We start from the raw sequence: 20592 nt of genomic DNA, 5'->3' as shown, positions 1-20592 counted from the left end.
GGACAGACCATGCATCTTTCGACGCACAACTGGATGCGGGCGGAACCATTGGAGACGACGCTCAAACGCATCAAGAAATTCGGCTATGAGTCGATCGAAATTTCCGGCGAGCCCGAGCAATACAAGACCGATGAGACGCGCGCGCTCCTGAAGGAGCACGGCATCCGCTGCTGGGGGGCGGTGACGCTGATGCTGGGCGAGCGCAATCTCGCCGCCAAGGACCAGGGCCAGCGCGAGCGCTCCGTACAGTACGTCAAGGATGTGCTGACGATGGTGAGCGAACTCGACGGCGAGATCATCACCCTGGTTCCCGCCACCGTCGGCAAGGTGGTGCCGGACGGCACCGAAGAAGAAGAATGGAAATGGGTGGTCGAAGCCACCAGGGAATGCTTCACCCATGCCAAGAAGGTCGGTGTCAAGATCGCGGTCGAGCCACTCAACCGTTTCGAGACCTATCTGTTCAACCGTGGCGCCCAGGCGCTGGCGCTGGCCGATGCAGTCAGCCCCGAATGCGGCGTCTGCCTCGACGCCTACCACATCCACATGGAAGAATTTAACGTCTATGATGCCATCCGGCAGGTCGGCAAGCGCCTGTTCGACTTCCATGTCGCCGACAACAACCGCTTCGCCGCCGGTCTCGGACAGATCGACTGGCCGAAGATCGTCGGCACGCTGAAGGAGGTCGGTTACGATGGCGCGCTGACCAACGAGTTCGTCGCCCCCGTCGACCGCACGCCGGCCGCTCCCTATCCCGACATGGTCGAGCGCAATCCGGTCGACATCTCGCCGGAGCAGCTCAAATTCATTCAGGACCATGGTTCCAGCGTGCTGACGGAAAAGTTCTACACCGATCAGATGCGCATCAACGCTGAAACGTTGCTGCCGTTGATCAAGTAGTCGGTCCGTTGAGAATGAGCCTTCCGCCCTGACCGGCGGCAAGGCCGGGGATGAACATGCGCATCAAGACGGTCCAAGCCTGGTGGGTCCGCATACCGATCGAAGCCGCGAAGCAGCACCGCAGCGACTTCGGTCAAGTGACGACGTTTGACGCCGCCATCCTGCGCATCGAGACCGACGACGGGCTGGTCGGCTGGGGCGAAGGCAAGAATGCTGCCGGCAGCACCGGCAGCTATGGCGCCCTCGTCCACATGCTGAACCACGAGGTCGGCCCGCAGCTGATCGGCTGCGATCCGGCCGACATCGGGGTGATCTGGGAGATGCTCTACAATGGCGTGCGCCACGACAGTGCCGCGCAAAACGGCCACGCCATGCCGCAACTGGCGCGGCGCGGCATCAGCGTCGCTGCGATCAGCGCCGTCGACATCGCGTTGTGGGATATTCTGGGCAAGTCGCAGGGGGTTCCAGTCTGGCGGCTGCTCGGCGGCCGCAAGCTCGACCGCATGCCCGCCTATGCTTCCGGCGGCTGGGCTTCCACCGAGGCGATCGGCGACCAGTTAAAATCCTATATCGCCAAGGGCGGTTTCAAGGCGCTGAAGATGCGGATCGGCGCGATGGACGGCGCTCCGCATCTTTCCGCCGCCCGCGTGCGCGCCGCAAGACAGGCGCTCGGCCCCGAGGTCGACCTGATGGTCGATGCGCATGGCACCTATACGGTGGCGGAAGCCAAGCGCTTCATCCATCTCGCCGGCGATCTCGATCTGGCCTGGTTCGAGGAGCCGGTCATCGCCGACGACAAGCCCGGCATGGCCGAAGTGCGGGCGTCCGGCTCCATCCCGATCGCCACCGGCGAAAGCGAAGCGACGCGCTATGCTTTCCGCGACCTCGCCACGCTCAAGGCGGCCGATATCTTCCAGCCTGACCCGGCTTTTTGCGGCGGCATCAGCGAGGCGATAAAGATCGGCACCATCGCCAGCGCCTTCAATCTGCGCTTTGCGCCGCATCTGTGGGCTGGCGCGCCTTGCTTCTTTGCCGGGCTGCATGTCTGCGCTGCTTCGCCGGCTAGCTTTACCATCGAGTATTCGCTCGGCGCCAACCCGATGATCCACGATCTGATCGAGGAGACTGTCGAAGCAAAGGACGGTATGATGGCGATCCCCGAGAAGCCCGGACTGGGATTCACCCTTTCGGAACGGTTCCTGGAGGCGCACGCGCTACGCGGCTGATCATGAAAGAAAAGAACCTTCTCGCGGAACTCGCTGCCTATCTGTTCTCCCACTCCGACAAGGCGACGGGCCGAACGCCGTCGGAGCGTGAACTGGCGGAGCATTTCGTCGTCAGCCGCGGCCAGATCCGCGAGGCGCTGGCCATCCTCGAAGCCATGCGCATCGTCGAGCGCCGGGCCAAGTCCGGCATCTACATCGACACCAAGCAGGCCAGCGTCGAGGCGATGGCGCTTTTTGCCAGGGCCGGCCTGCCGCTTGATCCGATCCAGATCTACGAGACGGTCGAGTTGCGCAAGATCCACGAGATCAAGGCCGCCGAGCTTGCCTGTTCGCGCGCTACCGAGGAAAATTTCGAGCGGCTGCGCGAAATCCTGAAGGCGTCGGAGGAGCGCATTGCGGCAGGCGAGGGCCTCGCCAAGGAGGACCGCGAATTTCACCTTGAAATCGTGCGGGCAACCAAGAACAGCGTTTTTCACAACATATGCAGCTTCTATTACATGATGGGCGAGCAACGCCTGCCGATCTATTTCAACGATCCCGAACGCAGCGTGCGCTCGCATGCCGAGCACATCCAGATCTACGAGGCGCTGCTGCGCCGCGACGGCAATCTCGCCCAGGCGCTGATGAGTGCCCATCTGCAAGGCGCGGAAAGTTACTGGAAAGGCCTGATCGAAGGCGGCGGGGCAGAACCTCACAGCCCAGCACTCGAACAGGTCTGATATGCCCAAAATCCTGTCGACACACACGCTGCACCCGCGCGCCTCCGCCATGTTGACTGGTGCCGGCGAACTCGTTGTCGCTTCCGCCCTCGATGCGGACACGCTGGCGACTGAGGCGAGGGACGCCGATATCATCATCGTTCGCGCCCCGCTGCCATCAGCGCTGTTCGAAGGTGCTACGAAGCTCCGGGCTGCAATCCGCCATGGCGCCGGGCTCGACATGGTTCCGATGGAAGCGGCCACTGCAGCCGGCGTGCTGGTGGCAAACGTGCCGGCGGTCAATGCACGGTCGGTCGCCGAATACGTGATGTTCGCGACCCTGGCGCTGCTTCGGCGTTTCCGCATGGTGGACCGCGACTTGCGGGCGAAGGGCTGGCTGGCCGGCCGCGACCACACCATTCTCGCCAGCGAGCTCGCCGGCAAGACGATCGGCATTGTCGGCTTCGGCGCCATCGGACAGGCAGTCGGCCATATCGCAGCACATGGTTTCGACCTGAACGTGGTAGCGACGACGCGCAGCATGAGGCCGGCGCCCGATAGGGTCGGCTTCCTGTCGATCGACGCACTGATCGAGCAGAGCGATATCATCGTTCTGTGCTGCCCGCTGACACCGGAGACGCGCGGCCTGATCAACCGCGAGCGCATCGGTCGAATGAAGCCGCATGCGCTGCTGATCAATATTTCGCGCGGGCCGGTGATCGACGACGACGCGCTGATCGAAGCGCTGCAAAAGGGCGGTATCGGCGGTGCCGCGCTCGATGTTTTTGTGACGCAGCCGCTGCCTTCAGATCATCCCTATTTCGGCTTCGACAATGTCATCGTCACGCCGCACATGGCCGGCATCACCGAGCAATCGATGATGCGCATGGGCGTCGGTTCGGCTGATGAAGCCTTGCTGGTGCTGGCCAACAAATTGCCGGTCAATCTGCGCAATCCCGACGTGATCGAGCACTACCGGCGGCGGTTTCCGGCCGATATCTGAGCACCTCAACGGCTAATGCATGTCGCGCAAAAGTGCGCAGCGGTTTTGCGATAACGACATGCATAGAAACAAGAACCTAAAGCGCGTCGCATGAACCCGTTCAGACGCGACGCGCTATAAGCAGTGCCTCGACTTCCGCCGCGATGCGCAGGAGACGGTGGTCGTGGCCGTGGCGCGCCACCAGCATCAGCCCGGCCGGGCGCGCCATTCCCGGCATCGGCAGCGAGATCGCGCAGAGGTCGAACTGGTTGGCGACCTGCGTGTTGCGCAACAGAAGGCCTTCGGTGCGCTCACATAGAGCTTCGTCGCTGGTCATAGACACGATGGTCGGCGCGGAAACCGGTGTGGTCGGCAGGGCCAGCACATCGACGGACGCCAGCCGCTCGTCCATGGCGGCGACAAGCGCCGTGCGGCGGCGGATTACCCTTATATAGGCCGTGGCCGGAACGGCGGCGGCGCGCGACAACGGCTCGCCCACCCGCGGATCGACCGGCGTCGTCGCACCTGTCGCCAGCCAATCTGCATGGACCGCGGCGCCCTCCATTGCCGCGATCGAGGCTCGCTTGGTTACCCCTCGCAAATCGGCAAGGAGGTCATCGATGGACAGATCGGCGAGGTATGCACCCGCAAGCTCTACCTTGCGAACACATCGCTCGAACGCCGCCGAGACCTCTTTTTCCGTATCCTCGAAGAGCGCGCCGCGCGGAATGCCGATGCGCAGTCCGGCAAACGGAAGCGGAACCAGAGCCATAGTCTCCTCGCCCGCCATCACCGCGTCGGCTGCGGCACATTCGGCGACGGTGCGGGCAAGCGGGCCAATAGAGTCCAGCGTGGCCGACAGCGGGAGAACGCCATCACGCGGCACCCGGCGTGCCGTCGGCTTGAACCCGACGACACCGTTCAGCGATGCCGGAATGCGCACCGAACCGCCGGTGTCAGAACCGATCGAGATCTCGCTCGTGCCTTCGGCAACGGAAACACCGGCGCCGGAGGATGAGCCACCCGCAATCCGGCTGGCGTCGGTCGCATTGCCGGGCGTGCCGTAATGCGGGTTGACGCCGATTGCGGTGAAGGCGAATTCGGTCATATTGGTCTTGCCGAAGATGACAGCGCCTGCCTGCCGCAATCGTTGCACGATGACGGCATCCCGCATCGCCGGCGCCGCGGTGCTGAGCAACAATGATCCGGCCGTGGTTGGCTCGCCGGCGACATCGAACAGGTCTTTGATCGACAGAATTGTTCCGTCGAGCGGCCCGAGCGTCACGCCGGCTCTGCGCCGACCATCGGCGGCATCGGCTGCTGCCCGTGCGGCTTCCGGATAGAGCTTTACGAATACGCTTTCATTGTCCGCGCGGACGGCGAGACGCGAAAGGACGACTTCGAGGCGGTCGCGGACGGATTGCATTTTCGGTGTCGGACTCCGGACGCCTGCAACGTCTTACAGGCGACAGCTGGTGCGTGGCCTGCAGAGACATAACCCGGCATAAGCACTTTTGCACCCCTGTCGAACCGAAGGAAGGAGGCGACCTGATGCTCTACAAAGGCAACTGCCACTGCGGCAAGATCGCCTTCGAGGTCGAGGGCGATCTAACCGGAGCCGTGCGATGCAATTGCTCGATCTGCTCGCGCAAAGGCGCGCTGCTATGGGCCGTGCCGCACGGGGCATTGCGGGTGCTTGCTTGGGGCGACGATCTTGGCAGGTACACCTTCGGCAACCATGTCATCGCCCATCGGTTCTGCCGGACCTGCGCCATCCATCCCTTCGCCGAGGATGTCAGCGAAGGGAGCGAACGAAGCGCGTACGTCAACATCCATTGCATAGACGATCTCGATCTGGACGCTGTGCCGATTTTCGACTTCGACGGCCGCGCGGTTTGACGGACCCTCAACTGTCGGCTGCCTTTGGGCCAAGCCGGAACGCCGCCAGGGCCGCCAGCAGCGTCGCGATCCCGCAATAGGCGAACGCACTGGCGACGCCGGCATTGTCGACCAGCAGGCCGCCGAAAACGGCGCCGAGCGCAATGGCCACCTGGAACGTGGCGACCATCAGCCCGCCGGCGCTTTCGGCCTGGTCGGGAGCGGCTCGCACCAGCCAGGTTTGCAGCCCGACCGGCACCGCACCGAAGGCAAAGCCCCAGGCGGCAACCGCCATTGCCGCCACCACGGGTGAGGCACCGAGAACGAGCAGCAGGAGCGCTGACAATGCAATCAGCAGAGGCGCCAGGCCGACTGCTGCCTTGAGATTGCGCTCGGCCATGAAGCCGCCGGCGAAATTGCCGAAGAACCCACCAATCCCGTAGGCGAGCAGCACCAGCGAGATCGTCTCGATATCCAGTGCCGGAACGTTCTCGAGAAATGGCCGGACATAGGTGAAGCCGGCAAAGTGTCCCGAGGCCACCAGCACGACCACCAGAAGTGCTGCCCTGATCGTCGACCGCTTCATCACCTCCAGCAAGGTGCGAAAACTGGCAACGCCCGCCGGCGGCAGCTTCGGAAGGGTGGCGACCTGCATCAGCAGCGCCAGCGCCCCGACAACAGCCGCAATCATGAAGGCCGTTCGCCATCCCCAGACGTCGCCGACATAGGCGCCGACCGGGGCCGCACAGACCGTCGCCACCGAAACGCCGGTGAGAATGATCGACATGGCGCGCGGCATCAGCCGCATCGGAACAAGCCGCATCGCCATCGCCGCCGACATCGACCAGAAGCCGCCGAGGCTGATCCCGAGCATGATGCGGGCGATCAGAAGAACGGGAAGCGAGGACGCAAACGCCGCCAGGAGGTTCGACAGGATCAGGAGGACCGTCAGCGCCCACATGACCAGTCTGCGATCGAGCCGTTTGGTGATGATAGCCATAGTCGGGGCGGCGATCGCGCCGACAACGGCCGTCGCTGTCACCGCTTGGCCGGCAGTGCCCTCCGTCACACCGAGGTCCTGCGCCAGCGGCGTCAACAGGCTGGCAGGCAGGAATTCTGCGGTTACGAGCCCAAACACACCGAGCGCGAGGGATACGACCGCCCCCCACGCCGGCTCGGCTCGCTCGTCGCTTTCGGCGGGATCGAGAACGACGTCCATGATGCCTGTCGCGGGTTCGGTCATGATGGGATCTCCGATCTGGTTGCAGCGCAACATTTGGCTGCAGTGCAACATAGGGAGTGACCGTCTGGAGTTTCCATGCTAGAAACACCATCATGCTTGACCATTCGTCCAAAGTTCCGGTCACTGGCGATCCGCTGACGGACATATTGCGCGGGTTGCGTCTTGATGGCGTCGAGTATGGCCGGTGCGAAATGAAGGAGCCCTGGGGCATCCAGTTCCCGGCTCAGCCGGCGGCGCGATTTCATTTCATCGGCCGCAGAGGATGCTGGTTGCTGCAGCCGTCCGGCGAATGGGTGGAACTCAATGCAGGCGACGCGGTCCTATTGCCGCGCGGTGCGGCACATGTCCTGGCCAGCGAACCGGGCACCGAGGCTTCGCCGATCCAGGGTTACGAGGTCGGAGAGGTCTGCAAGGGCGTTTACTGCCTGTCGAACGAAGGCTGCCGGCCGGGGACCCTGCTGTTTTTCGGCAGCATGTATTTCAATCTCGATGGTTTGCACCCTTTGCTGGGCATGATGCCGGATGTCATGCGTGCGCACGAACTGGAAGCCTATGAACCGGCCATTCCGCATCTGCTGGAGGCCATGGCGCGCGAAGTGACGATGGAGCGCGTCGGCTCCGGCGGCATTCTGGCACGGCTTGCCGATGTGATGGCCGCCACCGTCATCCGGTCATGGGTCGAGCGCGGCTGCGGCGACTCGTCCGGATGGATCGCGGCGGTGAGAGACCGCGAGATCGGTCGCGTGCTGGCGGCGATCCATCTCGAACCGGACCGCGATTGGACGGTGGAAACGCTCGCCAGGATGATGGGCGCCTCGCGATCGGGTTTCGCGGAACGCTTCGCGACGATCGTCGGCGAAACCCCGGCGAGATATGTCACCCAGGTGAGAATGCACCAGGCACGGCAATGGCTGGTCCGCGACCGGCTGAAGATTTCCGTCGTCGCCGCTCGCCTCGGTTATGAATCCGACGCCTCGTTCAGCCGGGCGTTCAAGCGCGTCATCGGATCGGCTCCCAGCCATTTTCGGGCCGACGAACAGGCTGGGACCTGCCAAGCCGGCTAAACCTGGACAGAGGCTTCAAGCCGCTTAGCATCCTCCCGCCCAACGGGTGCGCTTAGCCCGCGTGGCGGAGACTAATCCCGCTTCCCTTGTCGAACAGCACCACCTTGTCCGGATCCCAGGCAAAGCGCACCGGCTGCTCGATCTCGACATCGGTTCTGGCCGGCACCGTGGCCCGCAGCACGGCGTCGCCGACCCGCAGGGTCAGGATCTTTTCGACGCCATGGTTCTCGACATCGTGGACGCGCGCTTCCACCGGCGCCCCGCTCTCGAGATAGACATCCTCGGGACGAATACCGAAGACGAGCGGGCGACCGTCGGTCGCACCGCTCGTCTTGGCACCCCCCGTAAAAGGCAGCTCGAAATTCAACGGTGCCATCACCGCGCGGCCGTCGATGAGCTTGCCGTCGATGAGGTTCATCGGCGGCGAGCCGACGAAGCTCGCCACATAGGTGTCGCGCGGATTGTTGTAGATCTCATACGGCGTGCCGGTCTGGACGATGCGGCCATGATTGAGCACGCCAACCTTGTCGCCCATCGACATCGCCTCGATCTGATCGTGCGTGACGAACAGGAAGGTCTGACCAAGGTTCATTTGGATGTTCTTCAGCTCGGTGCGCAGCGCCTCGCGCAGCTTGGCATCGAGGGCCGACAGCGGCTCATCCATCAGGAATACGCGGGGCTTCCTGACGATGGCGCGACCAATCGAGACGCGCTGCATCTCGCCGCCAGAAAGGCGATCGGTCTTGCGGTCAAGCAGATGCTCGATGCGCAAGGTCTTGGCAACGCGGTCGACGCGCGTCTTGATCTCGTCGGGCTCGATGCGACGGATTTTTGGCTTCAGCGGAAATTCGAGGTTTTCGCGCACCGTGTAGCGCGGATAAAGCGAGTATTGCTGCAGAACCAGCGCCACGTCGCGCTCGGCCGCACCCCAGTCGGCGACATCAGCGCCGTCGATGAATATCTGCCCCTCGTCCGGCCTTTCCAGGCCCGCGATCATGCGCAGCGTCGTCGTCTTGCCGGCGCCGGTCTCGCCGAGCAGCACGAAGAACTCGCCGTCGGCAATGTCGAGATTGAGCCCGGTCAATGCGGTGTGATTGCCGAATGTCTTCGAGATGTTCTTGAGCTGGATATGGGCCATCAGAGTCTCACCCCCAGCGAATTGCCGCTTGTCGTGTCGAAGAAGTGCGCCTGCGCCGGGTCGAGCTTGGCGAAGACCTGGACCCCCGGCTTGCCGACGAAACCGGAACGGGTGCGGGCGCGCAACATCTGTGCCCCGACCTTGAGGTCGACGATATCGTAAGAGCCAAGCGGTTCGATGATGTGCGCCTCGACCGGCAGATAACCATCCGCCGGCTCGCGCGAGACCATCACTCCTTCGGGGCGGATGCCGAGTGCAAGGCGATCCTGCTCGACGCTCGCGGCGTCGAGCTGGCCGACCAGTTCGGCCGGGAAAAGGAACCCTTCCGCGGCACCGTCGACGGTGACCCTGGCGCCGGAGCCGTTCATCGTCACCGCCGCGTTGGCGACGTTCATCACAGGCGAGCCAACGAATTGCGCGACAAACAAATTGGCCGGGTGCGTATACACTTCCGATGGGCTGCCTACCTGTTGCAGAACGCCCTCATGCATGATGACGATGCGGTCGGCAAGGCTCATCGCTTCGATCTGGTCGTGGGTGACGTAGATGGTGGTCGAGCCCTGCTTGATGTGCAGCCGCTTGATCTCCGCACGCATCTCCTCGCGCAGCTTGGCGTCGAGCGCGCCGATCGGCTCGTCCATCAGCATCGCCTTCGGCCGCCGCACCAGCGCCCGGCCGATCGCCACGCGCTGCATGTCGCCACCCGACAGCGCCGACGGCTTCTTGCCGAGCAGGTCGGTGATCTGCAGCACTTTGGCGACCGAGCGCACCTCGCCGTCGATCTCGGCCTTGCTCTTGCGCATTGCGCGCAACGGAAAAGCGATGTTCTCGTAGACGCTCATATGCGGATAGAGCGAGAACGATTGGAAGACCATGGCAATGTCGCGGTCGGCAGCCTTGAGATGCTGGACCGGCTTGCCGTCGATGAGGACATCGCCGCCGTCGATCGTCTCCAGTCCCGCGATGGCGCGAAGCGTCGTCGTCTTGCCGCAGCCCGATTGGCCGAGCAGCACGATGAACTCGTTGTCGTCGATCTTGAGATTGAGGTCTTTGATGACCTGAACGGCGCCAAAGAATTTCTGGACGCCACGAAGCTCGATCTGGGTCATGGGTGACCTTCTTTTTCCGGCGCGCCGGTCGCCTGCGGCTTCTGCCTTGGACCGACCCAGCCGGTGATCATGAACGTCAGCAGCCCGACAATGATGATTGTCAGCCCGTAGCGGTGCAGGAAGAGATTCCACGGCTGGCAGAGCGCGATGATGCCGCACACCATCACGATCTCGGCCGTGCGCTGGATTGTAGCATGGCGGATCATTTGCGGATCGCTCCGAAGGACATGCCGCGCAGGAGGTGGTTGCGCAACAGGAAGGTGAAGATGGCGACCGGCAGCAGGAACAGGAAGGTGCCGGCCGCGATGACCGTCCAGTCGGACAGGCCGGAACCGACCTGGCTTGGAATGAACGGCGGCGCCGTCTGGGCGCGTCGGTTGGTCATGATCAGCGCGAAGGCATATTCGTTCCATGCGGTGATGAAACAGAACACCGCGGTCGCGGCGATGCCGGTGGCCGCCTCCGGCAGCACGATCTTGAAGAACGCCTCCATGCGCGTATAGCCGTCGACGAGGGCCGCCTCCTCGTATTCCTTCGGAATTTCGTCCATGAACCCCTTCATCAGCCATACAGAGAAGCTGAGGTTGAAGGCGGTGTAGAGGATGATCAGGCCCCAATGCGTGTCGTTGAGGCCGACCGCCCGGTACATCAGGAACATCGGGATCGCCACCACCACTGGCGGCAGCATGCGCGTCGACAGGATGAAGAAGAGCAGGTCCTGTTCCCCCTTTATCTTGAAGCGCGAGAACCCGTAAGCCGTGAAGGTGCCCATGCCGACGGCGAGGATCGTCGAGGTGATGGCGACGATCAGCGAATTCATGAAGCGGCTCGGATAGCCGGACCACTGCACCTCGCCCCTGCCCGAGCGCACCACCTTCTCGCCGCCGTCAAACACCAGCCGCTCCCACCACGGGGCGGCGGCGTATTGTTCCGGCGTCGGCGCAGTGCGCAACTGCGAGCGCTTGGTGAAGAGCTTGACGAAAGGCGATATCTCCGGCTGGAACACCACCGTCGGTGGAATGGTGGTGGCAAGGTTGCGCGGCTTGAACGCCGTCGAGGCTATCCAGTAGATCGGCGCCAGGAAAATCATCGTGACGACCAGCACACCGACGATGGCGAGTTTGTTGAGCGAACGCTCGGTAGAGGTGGTGACAGCGGCCATTCTAGCGCTCCTTCACCTTGTTCAGGTATTTGACGTAGATATTGGTGATCGCCAGGATCATGATCAGCACGATGTAGGCGAGCGCGCAGGAGCGCCCGGTCTGCCATTCCTGGAACGCCATCTTGTAGAGCCGGATCGAGATCACCTCGGTGGTCGGCTGGCTGGTCAGGATGTAGGCAAGATCGAAGGTCTTGAACGCCTCCATGGTGCGGAAGATGATCGCGATCATCAGGATCGGCGCGACCAAAGGCAGCGTAATGCGAAAGAAGGTATAGAACGAGCCGGCGCGGTCGATCGCGGCCGCCTCGTAGAGGTGCTTCGGCACTGCCGACAGGCCGGCGAGCGACAGCAGCATCACGAAGGGCGACCACATCCAGATGTCGGTGATGGCAACCGCGTAGAGCGCCATGTCGGGGTTGGACAGCCACTCGAAGGAGCCGAGGCCGAGCGTATAGTTGATGATGCCGAAGGACGGATCGTAGAGCAGTTTCCAGAACAGGCCGACGACGGCCATCGACAGCATCATTGGCAACAGCAGCAGTGTCGTCAGCAGGCCCTTCAACGGGATATCGCGGTTGAGCAGCAGCGCCACGCCGAAGCCGACAATGACCTGGCCGACTACGGAGACGATGACATATTTGGCGGTGATAGCGAAATTCGACCAGATGAACAGGTCGTTGAGCAGCTCGCGGTAATTCTGCAGTCCGACGAAATTGGCCGCCGCGGGGCTCGACGCGCGAAAGTCGGTGAAGGAATAGCCGAGCGAATAGATCAGTGGAAAGATGTTGAAGACGATCAGGAAAACGATCGTCGGAATAATGAAGAGATTGCGGATCGTGAGGTCGCTCATGCCGCGGGCGGCGGAGCGCGAGTTGGGATCCAGGGTGGTCATGACTGCAGTGGCCAAGGCCCGTTCCTTCCTTGTCCGGAAAAGAAAACGGAAGGGGCGGGCTCCCGCCCCCTCCGAGCATTAGTGCCGTTTACTTCACGCGGTTGTATTTCTTGAACGTCGCGTTCCAGTCCGCGGCGAGCGAATCGAGCACTTCCTTGGCCGTGCCCTGATTGCCGGTGATGTACGGATAGACGCGTTGGTTCATCTGGATGAGCAGCTCGGCATATTCCGGCGTCGCCCAGAAGTCCTTCACCTTGAACATGGTTTCGTAGAAGGCCTTGTTGTAAGGCGTGGCGTTCTGGAATTCAGGCGACTCGAGCACCTTGGCGCTTGCGGTGTAACCGCCGAGTTCCGCCCATTTCTTCTGCGTCTCGTCCTTGATGAACCATTCCAAGAACTTCATCGCCTCTTCCTGATTCTGGGAATAGGAGATGACTGAGATGCCTTGGCCGCCGAGCGCGGCGAACTGATCGCCGTTCGGTCCTGGCGGGTTGGCGAAGAAGCCGGTGACCTTGGCATTCGGATTCGAGGCTTCGTTGATGAGCGCCGGGAAGAAGGCGAAGTAGTTCATACTCATCGCCGCCAGGTTTTCGGTGATCGCCTGGTTGTCCTCGATGAAGAAGCTCTTGGCCCAACCGGGAGGGGTGAAGGAGTAGAGCTCCTTGTAGGCCTCTAGCGCCTTGACGTTCTGCTCAGAGTTGATGATCCCGTCGACCTTATAAGTGGCATAGTTGCCAAGCTCGCCGCCGAAGGAGAAGATGGCGTTCTCGACGCCCATCACCAGAGCGTCATACGAGTTGTCGGTGTAGATGGCGACGCCGTAGCGCTTTTCGTTGGGACGGTGAAAGAATTCGGCGATGTCGCGCAGCTGCTTCCAGTCCTTCGGCACGCCGAGATCGTAGCCGTACTTGGCCTTGAAGGCTTCCATCTCCTTCGGGTCTTCGAACCAGTCCTTGCGATAGGACCAGCCGACTGCGTCACCCTCGGCCGGGATCGACCAGTACTTGCCGGAGTTGGACGGATATTCGGCGTAGTATTTAACCGTCGCCGGCGCCATCACTTCCTTCAGATTGTGCTTGTTGAAGAAGTCGGTGAGGTCGACATAGTGGCCTGCCTCGGAGGCCGCGCCGATCCATTGGGAATCGCCGACGACCATGTCGTAGGCGCTGCCCTTGGCGTTGAACTCGGTGAACGCCTTGGTCTGGAAATCCGGCCACGGCGTCGTCTCGACCGTGATCTTCACGCCGCTCTCGGCCTCGTAAAGGTTGACGAGTTCCTGCAAATAGTTCGCCGGATCCCATTCAGCCCAGAATATGGTGAGTTCCTTATCCTGCGCGTAGACGGACGTTCCGCAGGCGAGCACTAAGCCGATACCAGCAAGCATGCTGGTCATTGTCTTGCGCATAATGATTTCCTCCCTTGTGCGCATTCTACCGTATCATGCGAGCCGGCGGTGAGGCCGACCCTGGTAGTTCTCCCGTGGTGGCAGCGTTCCGGTTTCGAGCCTCCTCGCTCGGCCGGAATGGATCGCAGCCCTCACTTTTAATCCGCCATATTGCCCTGATCTGGTATTACCAATTTCGGACACACGTCAAGCTCTTTCTTGGACGATGGCAGCCCCTCCGACAAGCGGATTCCAGCAACATCTGTCTGTTTTTCTTAAATTTTCCTACTCCTTGATACGCAAGGGCCTTGCTCGCGTTACGGCACGTCGACTATTGTCGCTAATCAGCATCCCAAACTGGTCGAACCAGATCGATACTATTCCGTGGCTGTCGCCGGCGCGCTTCTGCCTCCTTCGGTTACCGATTCCATCACTGCAGCCCGCACCAGGGCGCCGGCTGCCCATTGCGCTACCGACATCATCTTGCGGCTGTCCAGCCCCCATATGTCCTTCAGTATGATGAGCACTTCGACGCCGAAGATCAACGACAGGGCCTGCGCCAGGCGCTTGAATTCGCGTGGCGGCAGCCGGTGCTTGAGCGGTGCGATCGCGTCCTTGAGCAGATCGACGCGATGGCCGCGCGTGAAGGCCGGCTCGCCGCCCAGCGTGCCTGCCTGCCGCCGCGCCCACTGGTCGAGCGACAGTTTCAGCGCCGCCTTGAAGGTCGCCTCGAAGGCTTCGATGCGCGGCATGGCCGTATCGAACAGTTCAACGACGCGGCGCTCGGGATCGGCCGAGGCTGATTTCCAGGTGAGGATCGGCCCGAGTCCTTCGTCGACCACCGCCTGCACCAGGGCCGCCTGGCTTGGAAAATATCGATAGGCGGTGGCGCGGGAGACTTCTGCCGCTTCGGCGACCTCGCTGACCGAAGGCGTGGCGCCCGCCTGCATCAGCCTTGTCGCTGTCTCCAGCATCAGCCGTCTTGTGCGCGCGCGCGGTCCGCGTGCGGCTCCAGAACCGGCATCGTCGGAAACCGCCGCTTGTTGACGTGAGACATTCATGTCAATACGATACGCGCGTCTCAAAAAATTGCAATGGCCGTCGCGATGCCGAACGGCCGGGCAAAGAGCGGCAGGCGGCAACGCCGAGCGCGCCTAGAACCGGGGAAACGCAATGAAGCGCGTCTATGTGGTGGGCACCGCCGACACCAAGGGTGAGGAACTCGCCTTTCTGGCCGATGCAGTCGCTGCTACCGGTGCTGCTGTCGCCCGCATCGATGTTGGAACGCGCAACCCAACCGTGCCGGTCGATGTCTCGGCCGAAGAGGTCGCCGGCCACCATCCCGGCGGCAGCAGTGCCGTACTGGGCATCGACGACCGCGGCACCGCAGTGGCGGCAATGGCCATCGCTTTCACCCGGTTTGTTCAATCGCGCACCGATATAGCAGGTGTGATCGGCATTGGCGGTGGTGGCGGCACTTCGATCATCACATCAGGCATGCGCGCGCTGCCGCTCGGCCTGCCTAAGATCATGGTTTCGACGCTCGCCTCGGGCGACACCGCACCTTATGTCGATGTCTCCGACATCGTGATGATGCCGTCGGTGACCGACATGGCTGGCCTGAACCGGCTGTCTCGTGTCGTGCTGCACAACGCCGCCCAGGCGATATCAGGCATGGCGGCAAAGCCGGCGGAGCCGCCCGACGGCAGACCGTCGATCGGCCTCACCATGTTCGGCGTGACCACGCCGTGCGTGACTTCCATCGCCGAACAACTCCGATCGATCTATGACTGCATGGTCTTCCACGCCACCGGCACCGGCGGCCGCACCATGGAGAAGCTTGCCGATAGCGGCTTGCTGTCCGGCGTCATCGACATCACGACGACAGAAGTCTGCGACCTCCTGTTCGGCGGCGTGCTGCCGGCGACCGAAGACCGCTTCGGCGCGATCGCCCGCACCAGGCTGCCCTATGTGGGTTCGGTCGGCGCGCTCGACATGGTGAATTTCTGGGCGCCGCCGACCATTCCGGAACGCTATAGCGGGCGGCTGATTTACGAGCACAATCCTAACGTGACGCTTATGCGCACGACACCTGACGAAAGCCGCAAGATCGGCGAATGGATCGGCACCAAACTGAGCCTCTGCGATGGCCCGGTCCGGTTCCTCATTCCCGAAAAAGGCGTCTCGGCGCTCGACATCGAAGGCGGCGCTTTCTTCGACCCCGAGGCCGATGCAGCACTCTTCGAGGCCATCGAGCGCACGATCAAGCCTGGTGACACGCGAAGCGTGACGCGCCTGCCGATGCACATCAACGATCCCGAATTCGCCAAGGCTGCGGTTGCGGCTTTTCTCGACATCGCCAGACAGTGAGAGACGAAGCCATGGCCGCCATACCGCGCAAGAAGACCCTGGAAAAATTCCGCAAGATGATTGCCGGCGGCGTGCCGATCGTCGGCGGCGGCGCCGGCACCGGTCTGTCCGCCAAGGCCGAGGAGGCCGGCGGCATCGACCTGATCATCATCTACAATTCCGGCCGCTACCGCATGGCCGGGCGCGGCTCCGCCGCCGGCCTGCTCGCCTATGGCAACGCCAACGAGATCGTCAAGGAAATGGCTTATGAGGTGCTGCCGGTGGTGAAGAAGACGCCGGTGCTGGCCGGCGTCAACGGCACCGATCCCTTCGTCATTATGCCGCTGCTGCTGACCGAGCTGAAGACGATGGGTTTTTCCGGCGTGCAGAACTTTCCGACCATCGGCCTGTTCGACGGCCAGATGCGGCAGAGTTTCGAAGAAACCGGTATGGGCTTCGGGCTCGAGGTCGACATGATCGCCGCGGCACACGAACTCGACCTGCTGACCACGCCCTATGTCTTCAATCCCGATGAGGCCCGCGCCATGACCAAGGCCGGCGCCGACATCATCGTCGCCCATATGGGGGTGACCACCGGCGGCTCGATCGGCGCGACGTCGGCCAAGTCGCTCGATGACTGCCTGACGGAGATCGACGCCATCGCTGAAGCGGCGCGTATCGTGCGCAAGGACGTCATCCTGCTTTGCCATGGCGGGCCGATCTCGATGCCGGACGACGCCCGGTACATTCTCGAACGCTGCAAGGGCCTGCACGGCTTTTATGGGGCAAGCTCGATGGAGCGGCTGCCGGCGGAAGCGGCGATCGCCAGGCAGACTGCGGATTTCAAGGCCGTCACGCTTGGCGGCACAATCGTTGCAAAGAAAAAGAAGGGATGAGACGATGACCGACAAGAACAAGGTGTTTGTCTATCCGAAGGAGGTCAGCGCCTTCGGCTTCGACTGGGGCAGACTGTCGTTGACGGTGGCGCCCGAGGTGAACGGCGCGACGCGCTTTTCCGGCGGCGTCGTCGACCTGCCGTCCGGCAAGGGCCACACGCGCCACAACCACCCGGGCGCCGAGGAAATCATCTTCGTCATATCAGGCAACGGCGAGCAGATGGTTGAGGACGACAAGGGCAATCCGGTCATTGCGAAGGTCGGCCCCGGCTGCACCATCTATGTGCCGGAAAGCCGCTTCCATTCAACGCTAAATACCGGCGATGGGCCGATGCAGCTCTTCGTCGTCTATTCGCCCGCCGGACCGGAACTGGCGTTGCGCGACCTGCCGGATTTCAGGCTGCTGCCGCCGGGCGGCGGCTAAGCCACCCCACCTCTGTTCCAACCCCTGCCCCGATCGCCGAACATGACATAGCCAGTCTCGGTGACCGCCACGGTGTCTTCCAGCTTGATGAAGCCGCGCGTCGGGTGGAGCATCGTGGTCTCGACCGAGAGCACCATGTTTTTCTCCAGCGGCTTTTCGGCATAGGTGCCTTCATATGTCACCGGATGGTTGGTCATCAGGAATGGCGCTTCATGCGTGATCAACCCCATGCCGTGGGCGAAGAAATCGGTATAGGGCGCAACCTTGGATTTCTTCAGCACGCCCTCCGCATAGGAAAGCATATCACCGCCCAGTGTGCCGGCGCGTACCTTGGAAAAGGCCGCCTGCTGCACCGTCTCGACCTCGGCTAAAAGGTCCTCGAGTTCGGCATCCGGCTCGCCCAGAATGCCCATGCGGCAGAGGTCGCCGATATAGCCGTGATAATTGCCGCCTGAGTCGATCGACATCACCTCGCCCTTCTTCCACGCCTGTGGCGAGCCGGCGCGGTTGTGGCTGGCGCCCAGCGTCAGCAGGCAATATTCGAAATGCGCGCCGCGATTGGTCTCCTCGCGCCGCAACTGCTCGATGATTTCGGTCTTGGTCGTGCCTTCGCGCGCCCAGTGAATAGTTGCCAGCATGGAATCGGTGATCAGGTCAGAGGCGATGCGCAACTTCTCCAACTCGGCTTCCGTCTTGATGGCACGCATCCGCTCCAGCATATCAGTCGCGTCGAGCAGCTTGGCGTCGGGCAATGCCTTGCGGATCAGCGTGTAGGCATCCGACGGCAGGAAAGCCGGCTCGATGCCGATGCGGGCATCGCCCTTGCCGATTTTCGTCAGGTGTTCGACGGCAAGGTTGGCGGCGTCGAGCGTGCCCCAGCAGGCGGCATGCAAGGTCGGCGTCCAGAACGGCTTGTTCTGGTGCTCGCCGCCCTCCATGCGGTTGCCGATATAGGCGGCGTGGCCCGGCCCGCCCTTCTCATAGACAACGATCGGCAGATAGCGGCTGTGGCCGATCGCATCCATGGCGGCGAAGAAGATGAACTTGTAGCCGCCAAGCAGATATTGCGTGTTGTGCTTGGAGGTAGCGAGCAGCACATCGATGCCGGCCTCCTCCATCAGCCGATCGAGCCTGGCATGATCGAACGGGATGGTGCTGACGGCATTCTTGCCCGGGGCGACGTTCATCTCTCTCTCCCTGAATTTCCCTGGCCGAGGCTGTTTTGGTTCTGATGCTCTGGCTGTCGGTCAAATCTGCACTATTTTGTCCAGCCTGGTCCAGCCAGAAACATTTGGAACGGCCGTTCCGGCACCCTCCGTCGTCGTACACTGCGGTGACCAGCCCAATTTGGTCCTACCAGAAATGGTCGGATTGAACCGCTTCTTGTAACTGGTCCAGCGGACGAAATTTTCAAAGCCACATGAGGATGCGCCAAATCCGTCTCTGGCGAAACCCTCGGCAAGGCTCATAATCACCCTTGCAAGGAGGCCGTCTGGCGTCCGAGGGTGATGGCCCACCCGGCCGGGTGGCTGAGAGGGACGGAGTTCAATCATGTCAGATTTCACGATTTCCAGACGCACCGTGCTTACCGGTTCGGCATTGCTTCTGACCTCGACGGCGCTGCCGACCATCGGTCTGGCACAGACGCCGAAGAAAGGCGGACGGCTGGTCGTCGCCGCCGATTCGGAGCCGCGCAACCTCAACCCGGCGATCGTCGCTTCCAACGGCGTGTTCTTCATTACGAGCAAGATCGTGGAAACGCTGGCCGAGGCGTCCTTCGAGGGCAAGGACGGGCTCGACCCGCGCCTGGCGATAGGTTGGGAGGGCGCCGCCGATGGCCTGTCGGTGACGTTCAAATTGCGCGAGGGCGTCAAATGGCATGACGGCAAACCCTTCACCTCCGCCGACGTCGCGTTCTCGGCGCTGCAGATCTGGAAGCCGCTGCAGAATCTCGGCCGCACCGTGTTCAAGGATCTGGAGGCGGTCGACACGCCGGACGAACTGACGGCTGTGTTCAAATTCGCCAAGCCGACACCGTTCCAGCTGATCCGCAATGCCTTGCCGGCGCTGAGCAGCGTGGTGCCCAAGCACATCTACGAGACCGGAAAGATCGAAGAGAACCCGGCCAACAACGCGCCCGTCGGTACCGGCCCGTTCAAATTCGCCGAGCACAAGTCAGGAGAATATTACCGGCTGGAGAAGAATGCCGATTATTGGGGCAAGGACCAGCCTTACCTTGACGAGATCATCTATCAGGTGCTGCCCGACCGCACCTCGGCCGCAAGCGCGCTCGAGGCGGAGGAGATCCAGCTCGCCGCCTTTTCCGCGGTGCCGCTGGCCGATCTCGACCGCATCTCCAAGGTGCCTGGTCTCAAGGTGATTACCAAGGGTTATGAGGGGCTGACCTATCAGCTTGTCGTCGAGATCAACCATCGCCGCAACGAACTGGCCGACCTGAAGGTGCGCCAGGCGATCGCCCACGCCATCGACAAGGATTTCGTCGTCAAGACAGTGTTCCTCGGCTACGCCGCCACAGCCACCGGCCCGGTGCCGAAGAACGATACGCAATTCTATACGGCCGATGTGCCGACCTATGACTTCGATGTGGCCAAGGCCAACGCCCTGCTCGACGAAGCCGGTTACAGCAAAGGCGACGACGGCAAGCGCTTTTCACTGAAGCTACTGCCGGCACCCTATTTCAACGAGACCAAGCAGTTCGGCGACTATTTGCGCCCGGCGCTCGCCGCCATCGGCATTGACGCGCAGCTGGTCAACAACGACTCGGCCGCGCATATCAAGGCTGTCTACACCGACCACGCTTTCGACCTCGCGGTCGGGCCGCCGGTGTTCCGCGGCGACCCTGCGATCTCGACCACCATCCTCGTGCAGAGCGGCATTCCCGACGGGGTGCCGTTCTCCAACCAGGGCGGCTACAAGAACGACGAACTCGACGCCCTGATCGCCAAGGCATCCGAGACGCTCGACCCCGCCGCGCGGACGGAACTTTACAAGGAGTTTCAGAAAAAGGTCACAGCCGACCTGCCGCTGATCAACGTCGCCGAATGGAGCTTCATCAGCGTTATCAGAGAGACGGTGGGGAATGTCGCCAACAACCCGCGCTGGGCGGTGTCGAACTGGGCGGACACCTATTTGGCGGGCTAGCGTTTTCTCCAGGCTTGCACATCGCGTAATCGGGTGCTCAGCTTCGGCGATGAGAGTTCCTTCGCGACGCCACTGGCTGGGGTCCCTC

The 20592-nt window shown here is 62.4% G+C and carries 20 protein-coding genes; 10 read left to right on the top strand and 10 right to left on the bottom strand.

The window, feature by feature from the left end; all coding sequences use genetic code 11:
- Positions 1-9: 9 nt before the first annotated feature.
- Genes ACWUKX_RS11800 through ACWUKX_RS11785 form a run of 4 tightly spaced genes read left to right on the top strand, consistent with a single transcriptional unit; the run spans position 10 to position 3824 of the window.
- Complete coding sequence (locus ACWUKX_RS11800; RefSeq protein WP_456006857.1) at positions 10-897, top strand: sugar phosphate isomerase/epimerase family protein; 888 nt, start codon at positions 10-12, stop codon at positions 895-897.
- A gap of 56 nt (positions 898-953) precedes the next feature.
- Positions 954-2123 carry a mandelate racemase/muconate lactonizing enzyme family protein gene (locus ACWUKX_RS11795; RefSeq protein ID WP_065009790.1) on the top strand — a complete coding sequence of 390 codons (1170 nt, stop codon included), beginning with the start codon at positions 954-956 and terminating at the stop codon, positions 2121-2123.
- A gap of 2 nt (positions 2124-2125) precedes the next feature.
- Positions 2126-2842, top strand: a complete 717-nt coding sequence (locus ACWUKX_RS11790) for a FadR/GntR family transcriptional regulator (RefSeq protein WP_456006855.1) — start codon at positions 2126-2128, stop codon at positions 2840-2842.
- Position 2843: 1 nt separating this feature from the next.
- Entirely contained in the window at positions 2844-3824 is a 981-nt protein-coding gene (locus tag ACWUKX_RS11785) for a hydroxyacid dehydrogenase (protein WP_456006853.1), read from the top strand.
- 100 nt (positions 3825-3924) lie between these two features.
- Here the strand turns inward: ACWUKX_RS11785 and ACWUKX_RS11780 are convergent, their stop codons facing one another.
- Positions 3925-5229: an amidase gene (locus ACWUKX_RS11780; protein ID WP_456006851.1), complete on the bottom strand. Its 1305-nt coding sequence runs from the start codon at positions 5227-5229 to the stop codon at positions 3925-3927.
- Positions 5230-5354: 125 nt separating this feature from the next.
- Between ACWUKX_RS11780 and ACWUKX_RS11775 the strand changes: the two genes are divergently transcribed.
- Positions 5355-5702 (top strand): GFA family protein, encoded by a 348-nt coding sequence (locus ACWUKX_RS11775; RefSeq protein ID WP_456006849.1) that lies wholly within the window; start codon positions 5355-5357, stop codon positions 5700-5702.
- Between the two features lie 7 nt (positions 5703-5709).
- On the opposite strand, the gene ACWUKX_RS11770 is transcribed toward ACWUKX_RS11775, so the two are convergent.
- A complete protein-coding gene (locus ACWUKX_RS11770; RefSeq protein ID WP_456006846.1) occupies positions 5710-6924 on the bottom strand; it encodes an MFS transporter in 1215 nt (404 codons plus the stop codon).
- A 92-nt stretch (positions 6925-7016) separates the two neighbouring features.
- Between ACWUKX_RS11770 and ACWUKX_RS11765 the strand changes: the two genes are divergently transcribed.
- Positions 7017-7988: an AraC family transcriptional regulator gene (locus tag ACWUKX_RS11765; protein ID WP_456006843.1), complete on the top strand. Its 972-nt coding sequence runs from the start codon at positions 7017-7019 to the stop codon at positions 7986-7988.
- 52 nt (positions 7989-8040) lie between these two features.
- Here ACWUKX_RS11765 and ACWUKX_RS11760 read toward each other — a convergent pair whose 3' ends face one another.
- The 7 genes from ACWUKX_RS11760 to ACWUKX_RS11730 all read right to left on the bottom strand — a co-directional run bounded on the left by ACWUKX_RS11760 (position 8041) and on the right by ACWUKX_RS11730 (position 14734).
- Positions 8041-9126, bottom strand: a complete 1086-nt coding sequence (locus ACWUKX_RS11760; RefSeq protein ID WP_456006840.1) for an ABC transporter ATP-binding protein — start codon at positions 9124-9126, stop codon at positions 8041-8043.
- The gene (locus ACWUKX_RS11755; RefSeq protein ID WP_455850634.1) at positions 9126-10235 is read right to left on the bottom strand and encodes an ABC transporter ATP-binding protein; all 1110 of its coding nucleotides are present in this window, start codon (positions 10233-10235) and stop codon (positions 9126-9128) included. The genes ACWUKX_RS11760 and ACWUKX_RS11755 overlap by 1 nt, the downstream gene beginning before the upstream one ends.
- A complete protein-coding gene (locus ACWUKX_RS11750) occupies positions 10232-10441 on the bottom strand; it encodes a hypothetical protein (RefSeq protein ID WP_065009763.1) in 210 nt (69 codons plus the stop codon). Before ACWUKX_RS11750 ends, ACWUKX_RS11755 begins: the two co-directional genes overlap by 4 nt.
- Entirely contained in the window at positions 10438-11397 is a 960-nt protein-coding gene (locus tag ACWUKX_RS11745) for a carbohydrate ABC transporter permease (protein WP_455850635.1), read from the bottom strand. The genes ACWUKX_RS11750 and ACWUKX_RS11745 overlap by 4 nt, the downstream gene beginning before the upstream one ends.
- A gap of 1 nt (position 11398) precedes the next feature.
- A complete protein-coding gene (locus ACWUKX_RS11740) occupies positions 11399-12304 on the bottom strand; it encodes a carbohydrate ABC transporter permease (RefSeq protein ID WP_455850636.1) in 906 nt (301 codons plus the stop codon).
- Positions 12305-12377: 73 nt separating this feature from the next.
- On the bottom strand, positions 12378-13694 hold the full coding sequence (locus tag ACWUKX_RS11735; RefSeq protein ID WP_456006837.1) for an extracellular solute-binding protein: 1317 nt from the start codon (positions 13692-13694) through the stop codon (positions 12378-12380).
- A gap of 356 nt (positions 13695-14050) precedes the next feature.
- Positions 14051-14734: a TetR/AcrR family transcriptional regulator gene (locus ACWUKX_RS11730; protein ID WP_065009766.1), complete on the bottom strand. Its 684-nt coding sequence runs from the start codon at positions 14732-14734 to the stop codon at positions 14051-14053.
- A 112-nt stretch (positions 14735-14846) separates the two neighbouring features.
- On the opposite strand from ACWUKX_RS11730, the gene ACWUKX_RS11725 reads away from it, so the two are divergent.
- From ACWUKX_RS11725 to ACWUKX_RS11715, 3 genes are read left to right on the top strand one after another with little or no spacing between them, the layout of a single operon-like run.
- Positions 14847-16043 carry a Tm-1-like ATP-binding domain-containing protein gene (locus ACWUKX_RS11725; RefSeq protein WP_456006834.1) on the top strand — a complete coding sequence of 399 codons (1197 nt, stop codon included), beginning with the start codon at positions 14847-14849 and terminating at the stop codon, positions 16041-16043.
- A gap of 11 nt (positions 16044-16054) precedes the next feature.
- A complete protein-coding gene (locus ACWUKX_RS11720; protein ID WP_456006832.1) occupies positions 16055-16918 on the top strand; it encodes a phosphoenolpyruvate hydrolase family protein in 864 nt (287 codons plus the stop codon).
- Positions 16919-16922: 4 nt separating this feature from the next.
- The gene (locus tag ACWUKX_RS11715) at positions 16923-17342 is read left to right on the top strand and encodes a cupin domain-containing protein (protein WP_135934609.1); all 420 of its coding nucleotides are present in this window, start codon (positions 16923-16925) and stop codon (positions 17340-17342) included.
- Here ACWUKX_RS11715 and ACWUKX_RS11710 read toward each other — a convergent pair.
- Positions 17339-18529 (bottom strand): M24 family metallopeptidase, encoded by a 1191-nt coding sequence (locus tag ACWUKX_RS11710; protein ID WP_456006830.1) that lies wholly within the window; start codon positions 18527-18529, stop codon positions 17339-17341. The genes ACWUKX_RS11715 and ACWUKX_RS11710 overlap by 4 nt on opposite strands.
- A 364-nt stretch (positions 18530-18893) precedes the next feature.
- Here ACWUKX_RS11710 and ACWUKX_RS11705 point away from each other — a divergent pair, with 364 nt between their 5' ends.
- Positions 18894-20504 carry an ABC transporter substrate-binding protein gene (locus ACWUKX_RS11705; protein WP_456006827.1) on the top strand — a complete coding sequence of 537 codons (1611 nt, stop codon included), beginning with the start codon at positions 18894-18896 and terminating at the stop codon, positions 20502-20504.
- Positions 20505-20592 lie beyond the last annotated feature (88 nt).

The sequence above is a fragment of the Mesorhizobium sp. f-mel genome, from assembly GCF_053850215.1.
Note: the sequence above shows the minus strand (reverse complement) of the source record. Positions and strands in the feature narration are given on the sequence as shown.

Bases quoted from the DNA above. Each gene is read 5' to 3' on its own strand.
- ACWUKX_RS11770 (WP_456006846.1), bottom strand. From the start codon at position 6,924: ATGACCGAACCCGCGACAGGCATCATGGACGTCGTTCTCGATCCCGCC.
- ACWUKX_RS11745 (WP_455850635.1), bottom strand. From the start codon at position 11,397: ATGGCCGCTGTCACCACCTCTACCGAGCGTTCGCTCAACAAACTCGCC.
- ACWUKX_RS11725 (WP_456006834.1), top strand. From the start codon at position 14,847: ATGAAGCGCGTCTATGTGGTGGGCACCGCCGACACCAAGGGTGAGGAA.
- ACWUKX_RS11765 (WP_456006843.1), top strand. From the start codon at position 7,017: ATGCTTGACCATTCGTCCAAAGTTCCGGTCACTGGCGATCCGCTGACG.
- ACWUKX_RS11720 (WP_456006832.1), top strand. From the start codon at position 16,055: ATGGCCGCCATACCGCGCAAGAAGACCCTGGAAAAATTCCGCAAGATG.
- ACWUKX_RS11710 (WP_456006830.1), bottom strand. From the start codon at position 18,529: ATGAACGTCGCCCCGGGCAAGAATGCCGTCAGCACCATCCCGTTCGAT.
- ACWUKX_RS11735 (WP_456006837.1), bottom strand. From the start codon at position 13,694: ATGCGCAAGACAATGACCAGCATGCTTGCTGGTATCGGCTTAGTGCTC.
- ACWUKX_RS11785 (WP_456006853.1), top strand. From the start codon at position 2,844: ATGCCCAAAATCCTGTCGACACACACGCTGCACCCGCGCGCCTCCGCC.
- ACWUKX_RS11750 (WP_065009763.1), bottom strand. From the start codon at position 10,441: ATGATCCGCCATGCTACAATCCAGCGCACGGCCGAGATCGTGATGGTG.
- ACWUKX_RS11800 (WP_456006857.1), top strand. From the start codon at position 10: ATGCATCTTTCGACGCACAACTGGATGCGGGCGGAACCATTGGAGACG.
- ACWUKX_RS11790 (WP_456006855.1), top strand. From the start codon at position 2,126: ATGAAAGAAAAGAACCTTCTCGCGGAACTCGCTGCCTATCTGTTCTCC.
- ACWUKX_RS11730 (WP_065009766.1), bottom strand. From the start codon at position 14,734: ATGAATGTCTCACGTCAACAAGCGGCGGTTTCCGACGATGCCGGTTCT.
- ACWUKX_RS11780 (WP_456006851.1), bottom strand. From the start codon at position 5,229: ATGCAATCCGTCCGCGACCGCCTCGAAGTCGTCCTTTCGCGTCTCGCC.
- ACWUKX_RS11760 (WP_456006840.1), bottom strand. From the start codon at position 9,126: ATGGCCCATATCCAGCTCAAGAACATCTCGAAGACATTCGGCAATCAC.
- ACWUKX_RS11755 (WP_455850634.1), bottom strand. From the start codon at position 10,235: ATGACCCAGATCGAGCTTCGTGGCGTCCAGAAATTCTTTGGCGCCGTT.
- ACWUKX_RS11715 (WP_135934609.1), top strand. From the start codon at position 16,923: ATGACCGACAAGAACAAGGTGTTTGTCTATCCGAAGGAGGTCAGCGCC.
- ACWUKX_RS11705 (WP_456006827.1), top strand. From the start codon at position 18,894: ATGTCAGATTTCACGATTTCCAGACGCACCGTGCTTACCGGTTCGGCA.
- ACWUKX_RS11775 (WP_456006849.1), top strand. From the start codon at position 5,355: ATGCTCTACAAAGGCAACTGCCACTGCGGCAAGATCGCCTTCGAGGTC.
- ACWUKX_RS11795 (WP_065009790.1), top strand. From the start codon at position 954: ATGCGCATCAAGACGGTCCAAGCCTGGTGGGTCCGCATACCGATCGAA.